This is a genomic window from Streptosporangium sp. NPDC003464 (assembly GCF_053588315.1).
The window spans coordinates 16,618-33,432 of sequence record NZ_JBSFPS010000019.1 but is presented as its reverse complement, the minus strand read 5'-3'; the positions used below and the strand labels follow the sequence as shown (position 1 = coordinate 33,432).

The 16,815-nt window shown below is 72.8% G+C and carries 17 protein-coding genes; 9 read left to right on the top strand and 8 right to left on the bottom strand.

Translation table 11 applies throughout. The annotated features are described in order from the left end of the window. Nucleotides 1-90: 90 nt before the first annotated feature. Both ACWDS7_RS07015 and ACWDS7_RS07010 read right to left on the bottom strand, forming a co-directional pair. Nucleotides 91-1,377 (bottom strand): MFS transporter, encoded by a 1,287-nt coding sequence (locus tag ACWDS7_RS07015; RefSeq protein WP_451928481.1) that lies wholly within the window; start codon nt 1,375-1,377, stop codon nt 91-93. A gap of 318 nt (nt 1,378-1,695) precedes the next feature. Beyond that, nucleotides 1,696-2,103, bottom strand: coding sequence for a MerR family transcriptional regulator (locus ACWDS7_RS07010; RefSeq protein ID WP_306870488.1), 408 nt, complete (start codon nt 2,101-2,103; stop codon nt 1,696-1,698). 65 nt (nt 2,104-2,168) lie between these two features. Between ACWDS7_RS07010 and ACWDS7_RS07005 the strand changes: the two genes are divergently transcribed. Continuing rightward, complete coding sequence (locus tag ACWDS7_RS07005) at nt 2,169-3,761, top strand: MFS transporter (RefSeq protein WP_451928480.1); 1,593 nt, start codon at nt 2,169-2,171, stop codon at nt 3,759-3,761. Nucleotides 3,762-3,795: 34 nt separating this feature from the next. On the opposite strand, the gene ACWDS7_RS07000 is transcribed toward ACWDS7_RS07005, so the two are convergent. Next, a complete protein-coding gene (locus tag ACWDS7_RS07000; protein WP_451928479.1) occupies nt 3,796-4,767 on the bottom strand; it encodes a DUF418 domain-containing protein in 972 nt (323 codons plus the stop codon). A gap of 369 nt (nt 4,768-5,136) precedes the next feature. Here ACWDS7_RS07000 and ACWDS7_RS06995 point away from each other — a divergent pair, with 369 nt between their 5' ends. Then, nucleotides 5,137-6,288, top strand: a complete 1,152-nt coding sequence (locus ACWDS7_RS06995) for a sensor histidine kinase (protein WP_451928478.1) — start codon at nt 5,137-5,139, stop codon at nt 6,286-6,288. Beyond that, nucleotides 6,285-6,941 carry a response regulator gene (locus ACWDS7_RS06990; protein ID WP_451928477.1) on the top strand — a complete coding sequence of 219 codons (657 nt, stop codon included), beginning with the start codon at nt 6,285-6,287 and terminating at the stop codon, nt 6,939-6,941. The genes ACWDS7_RS06995 and ACWDS7_RS06990 overlap by 4 nt, the downstream gene beginning before the upstream one ends. A gap of 165 nt (nt 6,942-7,106) precedes the next feature. Here ACWDS7_RS06990 and ACWDS7_RS06985 read toward each other — a convergent pair whose 3' ends face one another. Beyond that, complete coding sequence (locus ACWDS7_RS06985) at nt 7,107-7,697, bottom strand: TetR/AcrR family transcriptional regulator (protein WP_451928476.1); 591 nt, start codon at nt 7,695-7,697, stop codon at nt 7,107-7,109. A 153-nt stretch (nt 7,698-7,850) separates the two neighbouring features. Between ACWDS7_RS06985 and ACWDS7_RS06980 the strand changes: the two genes are divergently transcribed. Further along, nucleotides 7,851-9,290: an MFS transporter gene (locus ACWDS7_RS06980; RefSeq protein WP_451928475.1), complete on the top strand. Its 1,440-nt coding sequence runs from the start codon at nt 7,851-7,853 to the stop codon at nt 9,288-9,290. A 137-nt stretch (nt 9,291-9,427) separates the two neighbouring features. Then, nucleotides 9,428-10,357, top strand: coding sequence for an SDR family NAD(P)-dependent oxidoreductase (locus ACWDS7_RS06975; protein ID WP_306870469.1), 930 nt, complete (start codon nt 9,428-9,430; stop codon nt 10,355-10,357). A 103-nt stretch (nt 10,358-10,460) separates the two neighbouring features. Here the strand turns inward: ACWDS7_RS06975 and ACWDS7_RS06970 are convergent, their stop codons facing one another. The 3 genes from ACWDS7_RS06970 to ACWDS7_RS06960 are packed head-to-tail and all read right to left on the bottom strand — an operon-like array spanning nt 10,461 to nt 12,011. After that, on the bottom strand, nt 10,461-11,168 hold the full coding sequence (locus ACWDS7_RS06970; protein ID WP_451928474.1) for a B3/B4 domain-containing protein: 708 nt from the start codon (nt 11,166-11,168) through the stop codon (nt 10,461-10,463). Between the two features lie 29 nt (nt 11,169-11,197). After that, nucleotides 11,198-11,812, bottom strand: coding sequence for a LysE family translocator (locus ACWDS7_RS06965; RefSeq protein ID WP_451928473.1), 615 nt, complete (start codon nt 11,810-11,812; stop codon nt 11,198-11,200). Nucleotides 11,813-11,822: 10 nt separating this feature from the next. Next, a complete protein-coding gene (locus ACWDS7_RS06960; protein WP_451928472.1) occupies nt 11,823-12,011 on the bottom strand; it encodes a hypothetical protein in 189 nt (62 codons plus the stop codon). A gap of 28 nt (nt 12,012-12,039) precedes the next feature. Between ACWDS7_RS06960 and pdxR the strand changes: the two genes are divergently transcribed. The 4 genes from pdxR to ACWDS7_RS06940 all read left to right on the top strand — a co-directional run bounded on the left by pdxR (nt 12,040) and on the right by ACWDS7_RS06940 (nt 16,031). After that, nucleotides 12,040-13,530, top strand: coding sequence for a MocR-like pyridoxine biosynthesis transcription factor PdxR (pdxR, locus tag ACWDS7_RS06955; RefSeq protein WP_451928471.1), 1,491 nt, complete (start codon nt 12,040-12,042; stop codon nt 13,528-13,530). A 167-nt stretch (nt 13,531-13,697) separates the two neighbouring features. Then, complete coding sequence (locus ACWDS7_RS06950) at nt 13,698-14,273, top strand: helix-turn-helix domain-containing protein (RefSeq protein ID WP_451928510.1); 576 nt, start codon at nt 13,698-13,700, stop codon at nt 14,271-14,273. Nucleotides 14,274-14,489: 216 nt separating this feature from the next. Next, complete coding sequence (locus tag ACWDS7_RS06945; RefSeq protein WP_451928470.1) at nt 14,490-15,326, top strand: EamA family transporter; 837 nt, start codon at nt 14,490-14,492, stop codon at nt 15,324-15,326. An 84-nt stretch (nt 15,327-15,410) separates the two neighbouring features. Further along, nucleotides 15,411-16,031, top strand: coding sequence for an FMN-binding negative transcriptional regulator (locus ACWDS7_RS06940; RefSeq protein WP_451928469.1), 621 nt, complete (start codon nt 15,411-15,413; stop codon nt 16,029-16,031). Nucleotides 16,032-16,322: 291 nt separating this feature from the next. Here ACWDS7_RS06940 and ACWDS7_RS06935 read toward each other — a convergent pair whose 3' ends face one another. Then, on the bottom strand, nt 16,323-16,769 hold the full coding sequence (locus ACWDS7_RS06935; protein WP_451928468.1) for a hypothetical protein: 447 nt from the start codon (nt 16,767-16,769) through the stop codon (nt 16,323-16,325). Nucleotides 16,770-16,815 lie beyond the last annotated feature (46 nt).

The window sequence follows — 16,815 nt, the reverse complement described above, 5'->3', positions numbered from 1 at the left end:
AGCGCCCGCCGGATCTGTTCTGCGGATCCCCGCCGGCCATGGCGGCAGGCCGGCGATGGTCACGGCTGAGTGGTCCCGCCGCCTGGGGACTCAGCGAAGAGCGGAGACCTGCTCGGCGGGCACACGGCGGAGGAGTCCTTGGGCGGGCAGGATGACGGCCCTGGTCAGCCGGAGGTTCGACAGGCGCGCCAGCACGGCGGCGGCGGTCAATGTGGCGGCGACAGTGACCGCTCCGGCCAGTTCGAGGGTCAGGCGGGGACCGAAGCTGTCGCAGAGCCAGCCGAGCAAGGGGCCGCCGATGGCTCCGGCGGCGGCGCTCACCACCCCTTGGACGGCGATGACGCGCCCACGCATGTGTCCGGGGCTGCTCAGCTGGACCCGCGCGCCGAGCGTGGTATCGATGATCACGGCCCCGGCGGCGATCGGCAGGATGAGCGCGGCGAAGGTCATCACGCCCGGCATGAAGCCGCTCACGCTCTGAGCCACGCTCGTCAGCAGCGCGGTGCCGAGCAACAGCCCGATCGTCAGGCGGGGGCGTCCGGCGGCGATCACGCCTCCGACCACGGCGCCGACCGCGAAGACGGTCGACAGCAGGCCGTATCCACCCGCTCCGGCATCCAGCGGGCCGGCGCTCATGGCCGCCATGGTGACCTGGTAGTTACGTCCCAGACCGCCCAGGACCAGCGCGAGCGCCAGCAGCACCAGCAGCCGTGGCGTACGTAGCACGTAGGCGAGGCCGGTGCGTACGCCGCCCGTGTCCGCCTGGGCACACACGGACCGGTGCATCTCGGAGGCGCGCATCGCGAGAACCGAAGCGATCACGGCGGAGAAACTCACCGCGTTGAGGAGGAACAGGGCTCCCGTACCGGTGAGGGGCAGGAGCATGCCGGCCAGGCTCATGCCGAGGATGCGGCCCGCCGAGTTGACGACGGAGCCGAGCGCGAGGGCGTTGGGCAGATCCTCCGGGGGGACGACCTCGGCACCGAACTTGCCGAGCGCGGGGCCGCCGATCGCGCTGACCACACCGCCGGCGAGCACCAGGCCGTAAACGGGTGTCATCGACGTCGGGCCGCTGATCGCGACCAGCGCGAGGGCCGCGGCGAGGAACGCGTGGGCGACCTGCGTGGCGAGCACTACCCGGCGGGTGGGGAACCGGTCGGCCAGAGCGCCGCCCCACAGCCCGAGCAGGAGCGTGGGGAGCGCCTGGAGGACGAGGCTCAGGCCCACACTGGTCGCCGATCCGGTCGCGGAGAGGATCAACCAGTTGACTCCCAGCACCTGCATCCAGGTGCCGCTGACCGAGACCAGGTCGGCCCCTGCCCAGAGCCGGTAGTTGTGGTGCTGGAGGGAGCGCAGCGTCGTCGCTGACAAAGACACGACTTTGTCCTTCTTTGGGGGTTTCTCGGAGTACCGAACACCCTCCAAAGAGAGGAAGATTCCTAAATGACCGAATTGTGAGTCTAATCACGCATCCACGGTGTTTAGGATGCTTACCCATTGGAAATCCGATAGATCGCCTTTGCGGCTAGAAGTCCTCCCTGGATCGACCCGGCCGCTCACGCCGAGGATGGCGGATCCGCGTCGGGCACGGATGAGACCCTTGACCCGCCGGCCACCGGCCCGGCGGCCTGTCCGCCCCTCCGCCGCGGCGCGCGGACAGGCGGACGGGCAGACGGGCGGACGGACAGGCGACGGCTACAGTGCTCGCGGCTGCCGGTCCTCAAGGTGGGTGGCGGTCCGCCGGCCCCCGTCCGACGCCGTGTCGATCACCTCGTCCAGGACCTCGCGGGAGCGGATCAGATCGGTGATCATCCGGTCGATGCGGTCCCGTTCCGTGGTGAGCTCGGTGACCAGCCGCGGGGTGGCGATCTCGGACGGGCCCCCGTCCGCGTCCCGCATGCAGGGGAGCAGCTGCGCGATCTTGGCGCTGTGCAGTCCCGCGGCGAAGAGCTCCTGGATGCGGATGACCCGGTCGACCGCGCCGGCGGGGAAGTCGCGGTGGCCGCCGAGAGTGCGCTCGGCCGTCAGCAGCCCCTGCTTCTCGTAGTAGCGCAGCGAACGCTCGCTCACCCCGGTGCGCCGGGCCAGTTCGCCGATCCGCATCTCCCACCTCACATGCCGACCCAGGACTTGAACTTGACACTGATGGCAACTTCTACCGTATCGGCATGACGGAGCGCCACCGCTGTCACCGCATCCGCCCGGCTCCCCCCGCCTGGCCGAGCCCGTCATCGACGATCACCGATCTGCCCGAGGAATCCATGTCTGTCTCCCCGTCGTCCACGGACGCGCCCCATCGGCCCCGCCGCTTGGGGTGGACCCTGGCCCTGCTGGCATTCGCCCAGTTCATCATCGCCATCGACTACAACATCGTCTACGTCGCGCTGCCCGAGATCGGGCGGGAGCTCAACTTCTCGGGCCAGAGCCTGCAGTGGGTGGTCAGCGCGTACGCGGTCACGCTCGGCGGCTTCATGCTGCTGGGCGGGCGCGCCGCCGACCTGCTGGGGCGGCGCCGGGTGTTCGTCCTCGCCCTCGTCCTGTACGCCGTCTCGTCGCTGGTCGGCGGGCTCGCCGAGAGCCCGGGACCGCTGATCGCGGTGCGCGCCGTACAGGGGCTGGGCGCGGCGCTGCTGTTCCCCGCCACCCTCTCCCTGGTCAACACCACCTTCGCCGAAGGCCCCGAGCGCAACCGCGCCCTCGCCGTGTGGGCCGCCATGGGGGGCAGCGGCCTGGCCGCGGGCGCGCTGCTCGGCGGCGTGCTCACCGACGTCTTCGGCTGGGAATCGACCTTCTACATCTTCGTGCTGCTGGCCTGCGCGGCCCTGCTGGCGGCGTTTCCGCTCCTGCCCTCCGACCCGGCCCGGGACGGCGCCGCGCGGGAACGCCGCTTCGACCTGCCCGGTGCGCTGACCGCGACCGCCGGAATCACGCTGCTGGTCTCCGTCCTGGCGCAGGGCCCCGAGTGGGGCTGGACCTCCTCGCCCACCCTCACCGCCTTCGGCCTCGGCGTCGCGCTGCTCGTGGTGTTCGCCGTGATCGAGTCCCGTAGCCGTGACCCGCTCATGCCCCTGCGCATGTTCACCAATCCCAGCCTGGTCGCGGCCATGGCGATCACCGCGGTGTTCGGAGCGGGCCTCGGCGCCCATTACTACCTGCTCACCGTCTATCTCCAGGACATCCTCCACTACGACCCCCTGGACGCGGGGCTGGCGTACCTGCCGCTGACGCTGCTCAACATCGTCGGCACCAAGGTCGCCGAGCGCCTGGTCACCCGGGTGGGCATGCGCGCCGCCCTGTCCACCGGCCTGCTGATCGGTACGGCCGGCATGGTCCTGCTGGCCCTCGCCGTCTCCCCCCACTCCCCGTTCGTCGCCGTGCTGCCCGGCATCATGGTGGCCGGGCTGGGGATGGGCATCGTCTGGACCTCGATGTGGATCGCCGCCGGCAACGGCGTCGCGGCGAGCGAGCAGGGCGTCGCCTCCGGGATGGCGTCGGTGACCCACCAGACCGGCCTGGCCGTCGGCACCGCCCTCATGGTGGCCATCGCCAACGCCGGGACCGGCGGTCTGAACGGCGACGCGCTGCGGCGGGAGCTCACCCAGGGCCTGACCATGGCGTACTACCTGGCCGCCGGCGTGACCTTCCTCGGCGTCCTGGTCGCCGGCGTCGCCCTCGCCCGCCGGCCGGACCAGGCCCCCGGCCGGCCCCGCCACGGAAGCGAGGTCACCCCGCCCGACGCCTCCCGCCCCGGACGGCGGTGAGGCGAGGGTGAGGCGAGCAAGGTGCGCGCGGCGGTCAGGGGGTGTGGCGGCCGGAGGTGCGGAGCAGGGGCGGGCGGCGGGCCCAGGTGGCCCAGCGCCAGAGCCACTCGAGGGGCCCCTGACGGTATCGGCGCAGCCAGAGGGTCGACCACAGCCACTGGACGGCGAGGATGGCGGCGGCGATCAGCACCACCGTCGTCAGGGACCAGCTCTGCGGCGGACCGCTCAGGACATGGTTGACCGCCAGCACGAGGACCGTGGCGGTCAGGTAGTTGGTCAGCGCCATCCGGCCCAGCGGCGCGAAGACGGCCTGCAGCACCGGCCGGAGCGGCGTCCTGAGCAGGACCAGCAGGGCGCAGATGTACACCCCCGCGAGCAGCAACCCGGCCAGGGCGAATGCGCGCGCGGAGCCGGGGTCGCCCGGGTCGCCGCTCTGCCACCGCAGGGCAGGCACCGCCCCCGCCGCCAAGGCCAGGCCCAGCACGGCCGGCACCCAGGTGGAGCGCTCGATCCGGTCGATCACCCCGTACCGGGTCAGCGCCGAGCCCAGCAGGAACAGCCCGGGCACCAGCGCGAAAGAGCCGCCCCCGACGATCAGCGGGACCGCGAGGAGCACGGGGGCGAGGCCGGCCACGGCCCACCGCGGCAGCCAGGTCGAGGGCAGCAGCACCAGCAGGCCGACGACGGCGTAGACGGCCAGGATGTCGCCCTCCCACAGCAGCACGTGGTGCACCAGGCCGGCCCCGAGCAGCACCGCAAGCCGGCGCAGCAGGAGCAGCCGCGGGCGGGCGGCGCGGTCGGTGACGGAGCTCAGCAGCAGCGAGAACCCGATGCCGAACAGCAGGGAGAAGATCGGGAAGAAGCGCTGCTCGACGAACAGCCCCATCCACGCCCCCTCCACCCCCGCCCCCTCCGCCGCCGGATGCCGCACGACGACCCTGCCGAGGTTGGCTATCGGCTGGATGTTGACCAGCAGGATCCCGCACAGCGCGAACCCGCGTACCACGTCGAGCGCGGCGATGCGCGGCCGGCCGGGGGAGGCCGTCGCGGGACCTGCCGGGCCGTCGTCCCGGCGCGGGCGACGGGGACGACGGTCCTCCCGGGGCCGGTCCTCCTGGGACGGGCCAGGAGGCGGGCCAGGCCGATGAGCAAGTCCCGCGGGATGCGTCTCCGGCAGTCGGTCAGAGCCGGGCGGTCGCCGGACCGCCTGCTCGGGTCCCCGGGTGTCGGCACCGGAGGGAAGGTTTTCCTGTGGCATGGGCTCATCCTGCGGATCCGGCCCGGTGCCGGTATCGGTCGAAAGCCGGGTTGCACCGTGCACGACCGTACTTTCGGCCGGTTCAGCGCCGAGCGGAGATCTCCTAGCCTGAGCGGCGTGAACATTCGGGGATGGCCGGCCCGGCCGACCAGGTCGGCCCGGATCGCGGCCGACATCGGGCTCGGCGCCGTGTTCGCCGCGGCGCTCGCCTTCCAGGCGTCCCGGATCGCCGGCAGCTGGGGCGGTGACTACTGGCGGTTCGGCTGCGCCGCCGGGGCGGTGGTGTGCATGATCGCTCTGATCCGCCGGCGCGGCCGGGCGTGGGCGGCGTTCGCGGGCCTGTCCGTCGCGGCGGTCGCCGTCCTGGCCGCCCGGCTCGCCCAACTGCCCGGCGAGCCCAGTCCCGCCATGGCCCTGGGCCTGTCCGTGCTCACCGGCTCCGCGATCAGAGCGCTCCCGGTCCTACCGGCCTGCGCCGTCGCGGCCGGAGGGGCCACGGTGGCCGCCGGTGGCCTGCTCGCCGCCCACGTGTCCTCCTCCAACCCGGCCGTGGCGGTGCTGAACGGCGCGGGATGGCTCGTCTCCCTCGCGGTCGGGCTGTGGCCGCGGCTGCTCGACGCCCGCCGCCGGGCCGTCGCCGAGCGGGTGCGCCGCACCGAGCGCCTGGCCCTGGCCAGGGAACTGCACGACGTCGTCGCCCACCACATCACCTGCATCGTGCTCCAGGCCCAGACCGCCCAGCTCGTGGCCCGCAAGCACCCGGAGAAGATGGAAGGCTCCCTGGCGGACATCGAGGCCGCCGGCTCCGACGCGCTCGCCGCGACGCGCCGCGTCGTCGGCCTGCTGCGCGAGGCCGACGACGCGGTCCCCGTCATGCCCGGGCAGCTCAGCGACCTGGTCGAACGCTTCGACGGCCACGGCCCCGCGGTGCGCCTGCGGCTGCCCGCCGACCAGCCGGTGTGGCCGCCCGAAGTGACCAGCACCGTCTACCGGGTCGTCCAGGAGTCGCTGACCAACGTCTCCCGCCACGCCCCGCACGCCCGCTCGGTCACCGTCAGCGTCGACCAGGATCGGGACACCGTCACCGTCGAGGTCGTCGACGACGCCCCGCCGACCCTGGCCCGCCACCACCCCCGCGGCGGGTACGGCCTGGCCGGGATGCGCGAACGCCTCGAGGCTCTCGGCGGCACGCTGCGCGCCGGCCCGCGCCCCGGGGCCGGCTGGTCCGTGCTCGCCACCCTGCCCGTCCCCGCGCGCGGACGCCGATGACCATCAGGGTCCTGCTGGCCGACGACCAGGCGATGATCCGCGGCTGCCTGCGGCTCATCCTCGAAGACCAGCCCGACATCAGCGTGGTCGCCGAGGCCGCGGACGGCGCCGAGGCGGTCGACCTGGCCCGGAGACTGCGCCCGGAGGTGTGCCTGGTGGACATCCAGATGCCCCGCCTCGACGGCATCGCTGTCACCCGCGCCCTGGCCGGCCCCGGCGTCCCCGACCCACTCAGGGTGATCGTGGTCACCACCTTCGACCTCGACGAGTATCTCTACGGCGCGCTACGCGGCGGGGCGGTCGGCTTCATCCTGAAAGACGCCGGCCCCAGGCTGCTCGTCGAGGCCGTCCGGGCCGCCCATGCCGGCGACGCCCTGATCTCGCCGTCGGTCACCCTGAGACTGCTGCGCCGCCTCGCGTCCGCCGGGGCGCCGGCCGGCCGTGGGCCCGCGCATCCGCTGTCCGAGCGGGAGACCGAGGTCGTCCGGGCCATCGCCAGAGGCCGGACCAACCAGGAGATCGCCGCCGAGCTGTTCATCTCGCTGAGCACCGTCAAGAGCCACACAACCGGCATCCAGGCCAAGCTCGGGGTGCGCAACCGGGTCGAGATCGCCGCCTGGGCCTGGAAGAACCGCTTGATCGGCACCACATAGCACCGGCGAGGACACCGCCCGGGTCCACCGCGTGCGCGAGCGCCGCGCTCCCCCGGACGGCCCGGACGCCCGCGCGGGCCCGATCACGCTCCCCCGGACGGCCCGGACATCCGCGCGGGCCCGATCACGCTCCCCCGGACGGCCCGGACATCCGCGCGGGCCCGATCACGCTCCCCCGGACGGTCCGGGCCAGCCGGATTCGAGGAGGTCGAAGACGGCGTTCATCGCGGCCCGGGGGTCGGGTTCCATGCCCGCGAGGTCGGGGATCTCCAGGACGTAGCGGGCCAGGGCGCGGACGGTCATGTCGGAGGGGTCTCGGCCGCTCTCGGCGGCGATCACTCCGGCCAGGGCGCCCTCGCCGGCCGTCCAGAGCTTGCGTGAGTAGTCCCGCAGGGCGGGCGTGCTCATGATCAGGTCATGTTTGCGCTGGAGCTCGGGCGCCAGCCGGGTGGTGAACGGTCCCCGGCCGGACATGAACCGGCGCAGGGCCGCCAGCACCGGCTGGCCGGGGGGCCGGTCCCGGACCGCGGTGACCAGGCCGTCGCGCCGTTCGGTGCCGTCGTCGAAGATCAGCGCTTCCTTGCCGTCCGGCACGTGCGCGAACAGGGTGGCTATGGAGACGTCCGCCTCGTCGGCGATCTGAGCCACCGTGACCCCGTCGTATCCGTGCGCGGAGAACAGCCGCAGTGCCGCGTCCGCCAGGGCCTGACGGGTCTGTGCTTTCTTGCGCTCGCGGCGCCCCATCGTCGTCGCCATGCCCCCATCCTACCCGGAACCCGTAACGCGTCTTAATCTATAGTGATTATAGTTTCGTAGTCAGTTCAGATTCGCTCCGCCCTGCCTGGATCCGTCCTGCCTGGAGGGGTGAGTCAGCCACAGACCGTGTTTCTTCAGTCAGGAGGTGCCGCCATGGCAACCACGGCAACGGCCCGTCCGACGGGCACCCCCTCCACCCGGCGCATGTGGGCGATCCTGGGGCTGGTGCTGCTCGCCGACGCCCTCGACATGATCGACTCCACGGTCACCAACGTCGCCGCGCCCACCATCACCGCCGAGTTGCACGGCGGCGAGGGCTTGATCAAGTGGCTGGGGTCGACCTACATGCTCGCGATGGGCGTCCTGCTCGTGGTCGGCGGCCGGCTTGGGGACAAGTACGGCCAGCGCACGATGTTCCTCACCGGCATGGCCGGTTTCACGATCGCCTCGGCGGTGGCGGGGCTCTCGCCCGACCCCGCGCTTCTGGTGGTCGCCCGCGGCGCGCAGGGCGCGTTCGGCGCGCAGGGCGCGTTCGGCGCGCTGATGATCCCGCAGGGTATGGCGATCATGACCAAGACGTTCTCGCGTGACATGCTCACCAAGGCGTTCGGGCTGTTCGGCCCCCTGCTCGGCGTCGCCTCGGTCGGCGGCCCGATCCTGGCCGGGTTCATCATCGACGCCGACCTGTTCGGCCTGTCCTGGCGGCCGATCTTCCTGATCAACCTCGTGCTCGGCACGCTCGGTCTCGTCATGGCCGTCAAGCTGCTCCCCCACGACGGCGGCGACCCGTCCACCGTCGTGGACGGGCTGGGCTCCGGGCTGCTCGCCGCCACCATGTTCGGCCTGCTGTTCGGGCTGGTCGAAGGCTCGACCAGCGGCTGGACCGCCGTCCCCGTCCTCTCGACCCTCCTCGGCCTGGTGTTCCTCGCCGCCTTCGCCCACCGCCAGAGCACCGCCGCCGACCCGCTGCTCAAGCCGTCCCTGCTGCGCAACCGCGGCTTCAGCTCCGGCCTGCTGGTCGGCCTGATCGTCTTCGCCGCCACCACCGGACTGGTCTACGTGCTCTCCCTGTTCATGCAGGAAGGGCTGCGCGCCTCGGCGCGGGAGGCGTCCCTGGGCCTGCTGCCGCTGACCCTGGGCATCATCATCGCCGCGGGAGCGTGCATGGCGCTGATCAAGAAGATGGGCCGCAACCTCATCTTCGTCGGCCTGTCCGTCATCCTGGCCGGCTGCGGCTGGGCGCTCGTCCTGGTCGTCGGCTCCGGCACCGACCTCAGCCTGGCGGCCCTCGCCCCCGCCGTCTTCCTCACCGGCCTGGGGATGGGCGCCTGCTACGGCACGGTCTTCGATGTCGCCCTGGGCGACATCGACCCCGACGAGGCCGGAAGCGCCAGCGGCTCACTGTCGGCGGTCCAGCAGCTCGCGGCCGGAATCGGATCGGCGGCCGTCACCTCGGTCTTCTTCCAGTCCGCCGCCTCCGGCCTCGGCCACGCCATGAAGATCAGCCTCATCGTCGTCCTGGCCGGCACCGCCGTCACCGTCCCGGCCGTGATCCTGATGCCCAGGCGAGCGCCGGAAGGATCTCAGCACTGACGCCCCGGGCCGCGCCGGAAGCAGGCGTGGCCCCTCCCCGACCACTCCCCCGACCCGAACCGTCCTGACCACTCCCCCAACGCATAGGAGCCCGCCATGTCCTCCCTCCGTGCCCCCGCCCCCGCCGAGGTCCAGTCATGACGTGGGACGTCCACCGGCCGCCACCTGCCGAGGGCAAGAACTATCTGGTCACCGGCGGCAACGCGGGTATCGGGTATTTCGTCGCCGAGCAGCTCGCCCGCACCGGGGCCACCGTCGTTCTCGGCAGCCGGGACACGGCGAGGGCCGGAGCCGCGATGGCCTCGATCCGTTCGCGCGTCCCCGGCGCGCACGTGCGCCATCTCCGGCTGGACCTCGCCGACCTCTCTTCGCTCAGAGCCTCCGTGGACGCGCTGGAGCTGGACGGTCTCGACGCGGTGGTCCACAACGCCGGCGTGATGCTCGACCGCCCGCCGCGCCGCGAGACCAAGGAGGGCAACGAGCTGATGTTCGGGACCAACCACCTCGGGCATTTCGCGCTGACCTGGTGGCTGGCGCCCCTGCTTTCGGCCGTGCGCGGGAGCCGTGTCGTCACCACCGGCAGCTTCGTGGGCAAGTCCGTGGACCTGGACCTCGACGACCTCCAGAGCACACATGACTACCGGCCGAAGCGTGCCTACGCCCGGTCGAAACTGGCGCAGATGCTCTTCGGCCTCGAACTCGACCGCCGCCTGCGCGCCGCCGGCGGCGCCACGCTGAGCGTGGTGACCCATCCCGGCGGCGCGATCGACTCCCTCACCCCCTCGCGTCCACCGGTGCGTGTCCGGACCGTCGGCGAACGGCTGCGCGGCCTGCCTGCCGGCGTTCTCCTCCAGGGCAAGGAGGCCGCCGCGTGGCCTGCCGTCCGGGCGGTCCTCGACCCGTCCGTCCGCGGCGGCGGGCTCTGGGGACCCCGGGTGTTCGGGATCCGCGGCGCGCCCAGGCTCGAACCCGTCCGGGGCCACCTGGCCGACACCGAGCTCGCGGCGCGGCTGTGGGCCGCCAGCTGTGACCTGACCGGTGTGGATCCCGGCTCCGCCCCCTGGTAAGGGGCGCAAGGGTGACCGCGGGCCGGCGTGCGCCGATCAACGCCGCCGGCGGCGAGCAGGGGCCCGCGGAGCCGGGGCCCGGCTTCACGGGCACCGACCGGGCTCAGGACGTACTGGTCGAGAACTCGAACCTCGGCGAGGACCGGCTCAGCACCGCGCTCTCCGGTACGGCCCGCCAGATGCCGTTCAGCTCGTCCGCGAGCACGGACGTGAGTTCCCGGACGTCCGCGGCCGCCGAACCGTGCATCGCCTCCGCGATGATCAAGACCGTGGTCGTCGTGTCCCGGATGGCGGAGTAGCCGCTCTGCCGGTTCGTCCACCGCCGGGCGTGGGCCCGCCCGGCGGCGTCGGCGAAGATCACTTCGCGCGCGTCGGGGTTCTCCGTCTCACCCGAGAAGGTCAGGTAGCTCTCCTCCCCGCTCGCGTGCCGGACTTCGAGACTCCCGGCGATCCTGGTGACGTCGAAGACGCCCACCGGGATCGCGAACGCGAGCGAGACCGCGTTGCACAGGTCGATCAGGGGGTGGATCCGCGGGAGGACCCGCTCCTTCTTGAAGCGCCGCAGCAGCGACTCCGAGGCGCATCGATACTGGGTGGGTCTGAGGCCCATCCTGGAGAAGGCCCGCCGCCACGCCTGGATCTCGGGGAACTCGCTCTCCGGGCCCGCGGCGAGCCGCGCTCCGGCGACGGTGCCGAACTCGGCGACCCGAGGGCCGACGGAAGCCTCCCCGGTGATGCCCGTGGCAAAGACGGCACCGGCGACGAGCTCCGGATACTCCGCCCAGATCTCACCCGAATGCTGGAAGTACATGTGGTTGAGCCCCTTGTCACGGACTGGATCTACTGATCGGCGAAAGCGAGTCTGGCGCCGAGCGCGACGAAGGAGCCGGCGAAGACCCGGCCCATCCAGATCATCACCCGGGGCCGTGCGGTCACGTGGTCCCGCACCGAGGCGGCGAAGATGCCGTAGGCGGCGAAGACGACGAACGTGATCAGCATGAAGACGGCGCTCAGCTCCACCATCCGCAGCGGGGAGCCCGGCTCGCCGGCGCTCACGAACTGCGGCAGGAACGCGAGGAAGAAGACGGTCAGCTTCGGGTTGAGGACGTTGATCAGGACGCCGGAGAGGATCACCCTCCCCGCCGGGCGGGGAACGGCCTCCTGGTTCTCCACGACGGCTGCGCCCTTGTCCTTGAGCGTGGCCCACGCCATGTAGAGGAGATAGGCCACGCCTAGATATTTCAGGACCTGGAACGCCGGCGCGCTCGTCCGCAGCAGGGCCGCGAGACCGGTGACCGTCGCCACCGCGTGCGGAACGATGCCGAGGGTGCATCCGAGCGCGGCGACCACGCTTGCGCGGCGGCCTCGGGAGAGGCCGGCCGACAGCGTGTAGACGACGCCGGTGCCTGGTGTGGCGACCACGACGAGCGTGGTCACCAGGAACGCGATGCTCATGGCGGGTCTCCTAACCGCGCCGGCCGGACACGCCGGCGCGGTGGGGCAGGCCGGCGGGGGGCCGTTGCGCCGCCGCCCCCGCGGCCTGGGCCCGGGTCAGGAGGTCCGCGTAGAGGCCGGCCGCGAGCGGCCGCGTGCCCGCGCCGCGGAGCGGGCCGCGGAGCGGGCCGCGGGCGGGGAAGGTTTCGAATCTGTCCACGCCCTCATCCTGCTGCCACAATGGCCTTATGAGTAGGGCCAAAACAAGTCCAGATGACCGGTCCATAATCTCCGGCTCCGACTTCCTGCAGCTGAACATCGGCGACGCGCCGGCCGGCGGCCGCTCCGACTGGCTGGCCGCGCAGCTACGGCTCGCGATATCGGACGGCCGCCTGCCGGTGGGCAGCAGGCTGCCGGCCACCCGGGTGCTGGCCGGAGAGCTACGGGTGTCCCGTGGCGTCGTCACCGAGGCGTACCAGCGTCTGAACGAGGACGGGCACGTCACCGGGCGCAGGCGGGGCGGGACGGTCGTCGTCGCCGCTCCGGCGGCGGCGCCGGGGGCCGTGCCGCCGCCCGCACCCGCCGGTCCGCCGCCGAGGGGGGCGGTCTTCACCACCGCGCCCGGCCCGGACGTCTTCGACTCGTTGCGGTCGGCTCCGGCCCGGATCGACCTGTCGCCGGGGGTGCCCGACCTGGCCGCGTTCCCGCGGGCGGCGTGGCTGCGCGCCGAACGCTCGGTGCTCGGCGGCCTCTCACCCTCCGACCTCGGATACGGAGATCCCCGGGGGACGGCCGCGCTGCGTCTGGCCGTCGCGAACTGGCTGGCCCGTAACCGCGGGATCAGGGTGGATCCGGGCGAGGTGCTCGTCGTCGCCGGCGTCGCCCAGGCGCTCGGACTGCTCGCGCAGGTGCTCCGCCATGACGGGATCTCCCAGGTGGCGGTGGAGGATCCCGGCTCGCTCGGAGCCCGCCAGCATCTGCGCAACTGGCAGCTGGACACCCCGCCGATCCCGGTCGACTCCGAAGGGGTCCGTGTCGACGAGCTGCGCGCCCAGGGTGCCCCGGCCGTCCTGCTGACACCGGCGCACCAGTTCCCGACCGGGGTGGTGCTCGGCGGCGAGAGGCGTCGCGAGCTGATGCGCTGGGCCGACGACGGCGGTCTGATCGTCGAGGACGACTACGACGCCGAGCACCGCTACGACCGGCCCGCCGTCCCCGCCCTGCGGTCGATGCTCGCCGACCGCGTCTGCTACGCCGGGAGCGTCTCCAAGCTCCTCGCCCCCGCGCTGAGAGTGGGGTGGATGCTCGCGCCGGCGAAATACTACGACGCCCTGGTGGCCGCCAAGCGCTACGCCGATCTCGGCAACGCCGTACTGCCGCAGCTGGTCCTGGCGGAGCTGATGGGATCGGGCGAGATGGAGCGCCAGCTACGTTTCCTCCGCAGGCGTCACCGCCGCCGCCGGGACGCGATGATCGATGCGATCAGGACCCACCTCCCGGGCGCCGTCGTGCACGGCGCCGCGGCGGGCCTGCACCTGATGATCACCTTTGCGGCCGGGTTCGCCGATGTCGACCTCGCCGCCGCGTCGCTCGCGCGGGGGGTGAAGACGCAGCCGCTGTCGTGGCATCGCCAGCGGCCCGGTCAGCCGGGGCTCGTCCTGGGCTACGCCGCGAGCGCGCCGGCCGACATCGCCGAAGGCGTGGCGACCATCGGCGACGTCCTGCGGGGACTGTCGTGACCGCGGGGCGCCGTCCGGTCCGGGCCCCGCGCCCCGGCCGCGGTACAGGTGTCGGTCCCCGCCGCCAGAGGCCATGAACCGGGTGGAACGGCTCCGGCCCACCATGCGGTACATTGAAATGACCGAATGGTGTATTAGACCGACCGACGGGAGGTGGCACGGTGACCATGGCGGATGCGGCACTGCAGGCCGTGGCGCGCAACGTGCGGGAGGCGCGGACGCGGGCGGGGCTGTCCCTGGAGCAGCTGAGCGCGCGCGCCCAGGTGAGCAAGGGCGCGCTGGTGGCCCTGGAGAAGGCCCAGGGCAATCCCAACCTGGCCACGCTGGTGCGGCTGGCCGACGCGCTCGGCCTGCCGATGTCGGCGCTGGTGCAGGGATCCTCCGCCGGCAGTGTGCAGATCGTCGAGGCCGCGCAGGTGACCCCGCTGTGGACCGGTGAGCACGGCGGGCAGGCGCGGCTGATGCTGACCGTGCCGGGCCCGGCGCCCATGGAGGTGTGGCGGTGGCGCCTGCACCCGGGCGAGACCTATCCCAGCCACCCGCACCCGGCCGGGGTCCTGGAGACCGTCAGCGCCGTCGACGGGGAGATGGTCCTGGTGGTCGACGGCACCGAGCACACCTTGGTGGCCGGGGCGACCGCCGCGTTCGCCGCCGACGTCCCCCACGCCTACCGGGGAGCCGGCACCGGGCCGTGCGAACTGGTCATGACGGTCACCCTGCCCGCCATCACCCGCGCGTCCTGACGGCGCAGGGCCCGGCCGGGCCCTGCGGTCGGACCGTCCCCCGGGCCGGCGCCCGGCCCGGAGGCTCCACCTTCCGACCCGCCCGTACTCCCCGACCTTCCGACCCACCCGTACTCCCCGACCGCCCGCCTTCCGTATGCGGCGGTCGCTCCACCACACCCTCTGCGGTCATTCCAATGGACCGCTTGGTCGCTTCACTGATATCGGAGGTATGCCGTGCTCGCGCTGGTCCTGGCCCTGGGCAGTTCCCTGGCCTACGGCTGCGCGGACTTCCTGGGGGGCCTGGGGGCCCGCCGGGCCCACGTCCTGCGCACCGTGATGATCGCGGCCCCCGCCAGCCTCGTCGTCGAGCTGGCGCTGTGGCCGTTCCTTGGCGCCTCCTGGTCGGCGCAGGCCGTCGGATGGGGCGCGCTGTCGGGTGTGGCCTCGGCGGCGGCCTTCGCCCTGCTCTACCGCACCCTGGCCGTCGGCCCCATGAACATCCTGTCGCCGATGACCGCGCTGGTCTCCGCACTGCTACCGGTCGCCATCGGCCTGGCCCAGGGCGAGCACCTGAGCGGACCGGCCATCGCCGGCATCCCGCTGGCCCTGGCCGCGGTCGTCCTGGTCAGTGCCGGTCCCGGCACGCGCGCCGCCCGTCCCTCAAGGTCCGCGCTGCTCCTGGCCGTCGGCGCGGGCACCGCTATCGCCGTCCAGCTCATCTGCCTGGACCAGGCCCCCGCCGACAGCGGGCTGGCCCCGCTCATCACCGGCCGCGCGGTCTCCTCCGCCGTGACGATCGGCGCGGCCCTCGCCCTGCGCGGACGCCTGGGCCCCGGACGGCCCTCCCTGCCGCTGTCGGCCGGCGCCGGGGTGCTCGACTCCCTGGCCAACCTCGCCTTCCTGCTGGCCGCGCGTAACGGCGACCTGGCCGTCGTCGCCGTCATCACCGCCCTGTACCCCGCGGGCACCATCCTGCTGGCCCGCACCGTACTGTCCGAGCGTGTCCACCGCGGCCAGCTCGCCGGGCTGGGCACCGCGGCCCTCGCCGTCGGCCTGCTGGCCCTGAGCTGACCCCGCCCCGCGGGCGGGCACGAGCGCCCCGCCCCGGCCTCCGACCGATGACCTGCCACCGAGACCGGAAGATAGGGTTTTCGCATGTACGTCCCGCATTTCAACGCCATGGACGACCTCGACGAGGTCCGCGCGCTGGTCACCTCGGTCGGATCGGCCGAGCTCATCACCGTGGGGGACGACGGATACCCGCTGGCCACCCTGCTGCCGGTGATCTGGGACGAGGACCGGCTCGTCTTCCACATGGCCCGCGCCAATCCGCAGTGGAGGTCCATCCAGGCGCACGCTCCCGCGCTCGCCGTAGTCACCGGCCCCCAGGCCTACGTCTCCGCCGCCTGGTACGCCTCCAAGGCCGAGCACGGCCGGACCGTGCCGACCTGGAACTACTCCGCGGTGCACTTCACCGGCCGCCTGCGGGTCCACCAGGACGCCGACTGGCTCCTGGAGGCCGTCACACGGCTCACCGACCGGCACGAACAGCGCCGCGACCGGCCGTGGGCGGTCGGCGACGCCCCCGAGCAGTACATCGACAGGCAGCTGCGGGCCATCGTCGGCATCGAGTTCGCCATCGAGAGGATCGAGGGCAAGGCCAAGCTCAGCCAGAACAGATCCGATGCCGACTACGCCGGGGTCATCGAAGGACTGCGTCGCGAGGGCGGCGGCCGCGAGCACCAGGTCGCCGACTCCATGGCCGAGCTGCGGTGACCTCCAGGCCCCACGGGCCACGCCCGCACCCCGGCCCAGCGGGCAGGCCGCCACGGCCGGGTCTCCCCGGACGCCGGCCCGCCGCGCCGGCGGCGGGTCGCCGGCCGGGGCGCGCGAGGACCACGGCCCGCCCGGGGCGGCTTCCGCCGTCTCGGTGCTCCCGGTAGGAAGTGCTCACGGACGAGCGCCACGGCCCTGCCGGGGAAGTCGTTGACACGGACGCCGATCTCGCCGATCTGCTCGCGCACGCCATGCGGCCGGCTCAGCCACTCGACCCGCTCGTCGGTGCTGTCACCGGGCAGGAATCTCTTGTTCATCAGGCTGAGCCCGGCGCCGGTGACGAACACGACCTCGGCTCCCCCGCCGCCTGAGCCGCTCCGCGCGCACGGCGCAGCCGGCGAACAGCGACAGCATCTCGTCGGCGGTCAGTTCCAGAGGGCAGGGAGAGAACCGGACCTCGAGGCCGAGGTCGGCGGCGTGCGCCGCCGCGAGCTCCATCCGTTCCGGATCGCCGCCCATGACGCGGACCGCGGTGCAGTGCAGGTCGTCACGGATGACGCGCAGCTCGCGCCTGACCGTCTCGGGGTCGAAGAGCTTGTGGCCGATCGCTCCGTTGTGTACGAAGCCGGTGTCGTAGCTGATGCCTCTGGCTCGCGTGTCGTTCCTCCTCCCCCGGCCGATCCGCGGGGCTTGGCCGAGCCCACGAACCAGCGTGCCGCTCGCAGTGGAAACGAACAAACAGCACGATTCCCACCAACTCTATGCTCGTTCGGAGTCGAGCCAG

What these genes read in the sequence shown, in the direction of transcription:
- ACWDS7_RS07010 (WP_306870488.1), bottom strand. Translation starts at nt 2,103, where the DNA reads ATGCGGATCGGCGAACTGGCCCGGCGCACCGGGGTGAGCGAGCGTTCG.
- ACWDS7_RS07005 (WP_451928480.1), top strand. Translation starts at nt 2,169, where the DNA reads ATGACGGAGCGCCACCGCTGTCACCGCATCCGCCCGGCTCCCCCCGCC.
- ACWDS7_RS06990 (WP_451928477.1), top strand. Translation starts at nt 6,285, where the DNA reads ATGACCATCAGGGTCCTGCTGGCCGACGACCAGGCGATGATCCGCGGC.
- ACWDS7_RS06985 (WP_451928476.1), bottom strand. Translation starts at nt 7,697, where the DNA reads ATGGCGACGACGATGGGGCGCCGCGAGCGCAAGAAAGCACAGACCCGT.
- ACWDS7_RS06980 (WP_451928475.1), top strand. Translation starts at nt 7,851, where the DNA reads ATGGCAACCACGGCAACGGCCCGTCCGACGGGCACCCCCTCCACCCGG.
- ACWDS7_RS06975 (WP_306870469.1), top strand. Translation starts at nt 9,428, where the DNA reads ATGACGTGGGACGTCCACCGGCCGCCACCTGCCGAGGGCAAGAACTAT.
- ACWDS7_RS06970 (WP_451928474.1), bottom strand. Translation starts at nt 11,168, where the DNA reads ATGTACTTCCAGCATTCGGGTGAGATCTGGGCGGAGTATCCGGAGCTC.
- ACWDS7_RS06965 (WP_451928473.1), bottom strand. Translation starts at nt 11,812, where the DNA reads ATGAGCATCGCGTTCCTGGTGACCACGCTCGTCGTGGTCGCCACACCA.
- pdxR (WP_451928471.1), top strand. Translation starts at nt 12,040, where the DNA reads ATGAGTAGGGCCAAAACAAGTCCAGATGACCGGTCCATAATCTCCGGC.
- ACWDS7_RS06950 (WP_451928510.1), top strand. Translation starts at nt 13,698, where the DNA reads ATGGCGGATGCGGCACTGCAGGCCGTGGCGCGCAACGTGCGGGAGGCG.
- ACWDS7_RS06940 (WP_451928469.1), top strand. Translation starts at nt 15,411, where the DNA reads ATGTACGTCCCGCATTTCAACGCCATGGACGACCTCGACGAGGTCCGC.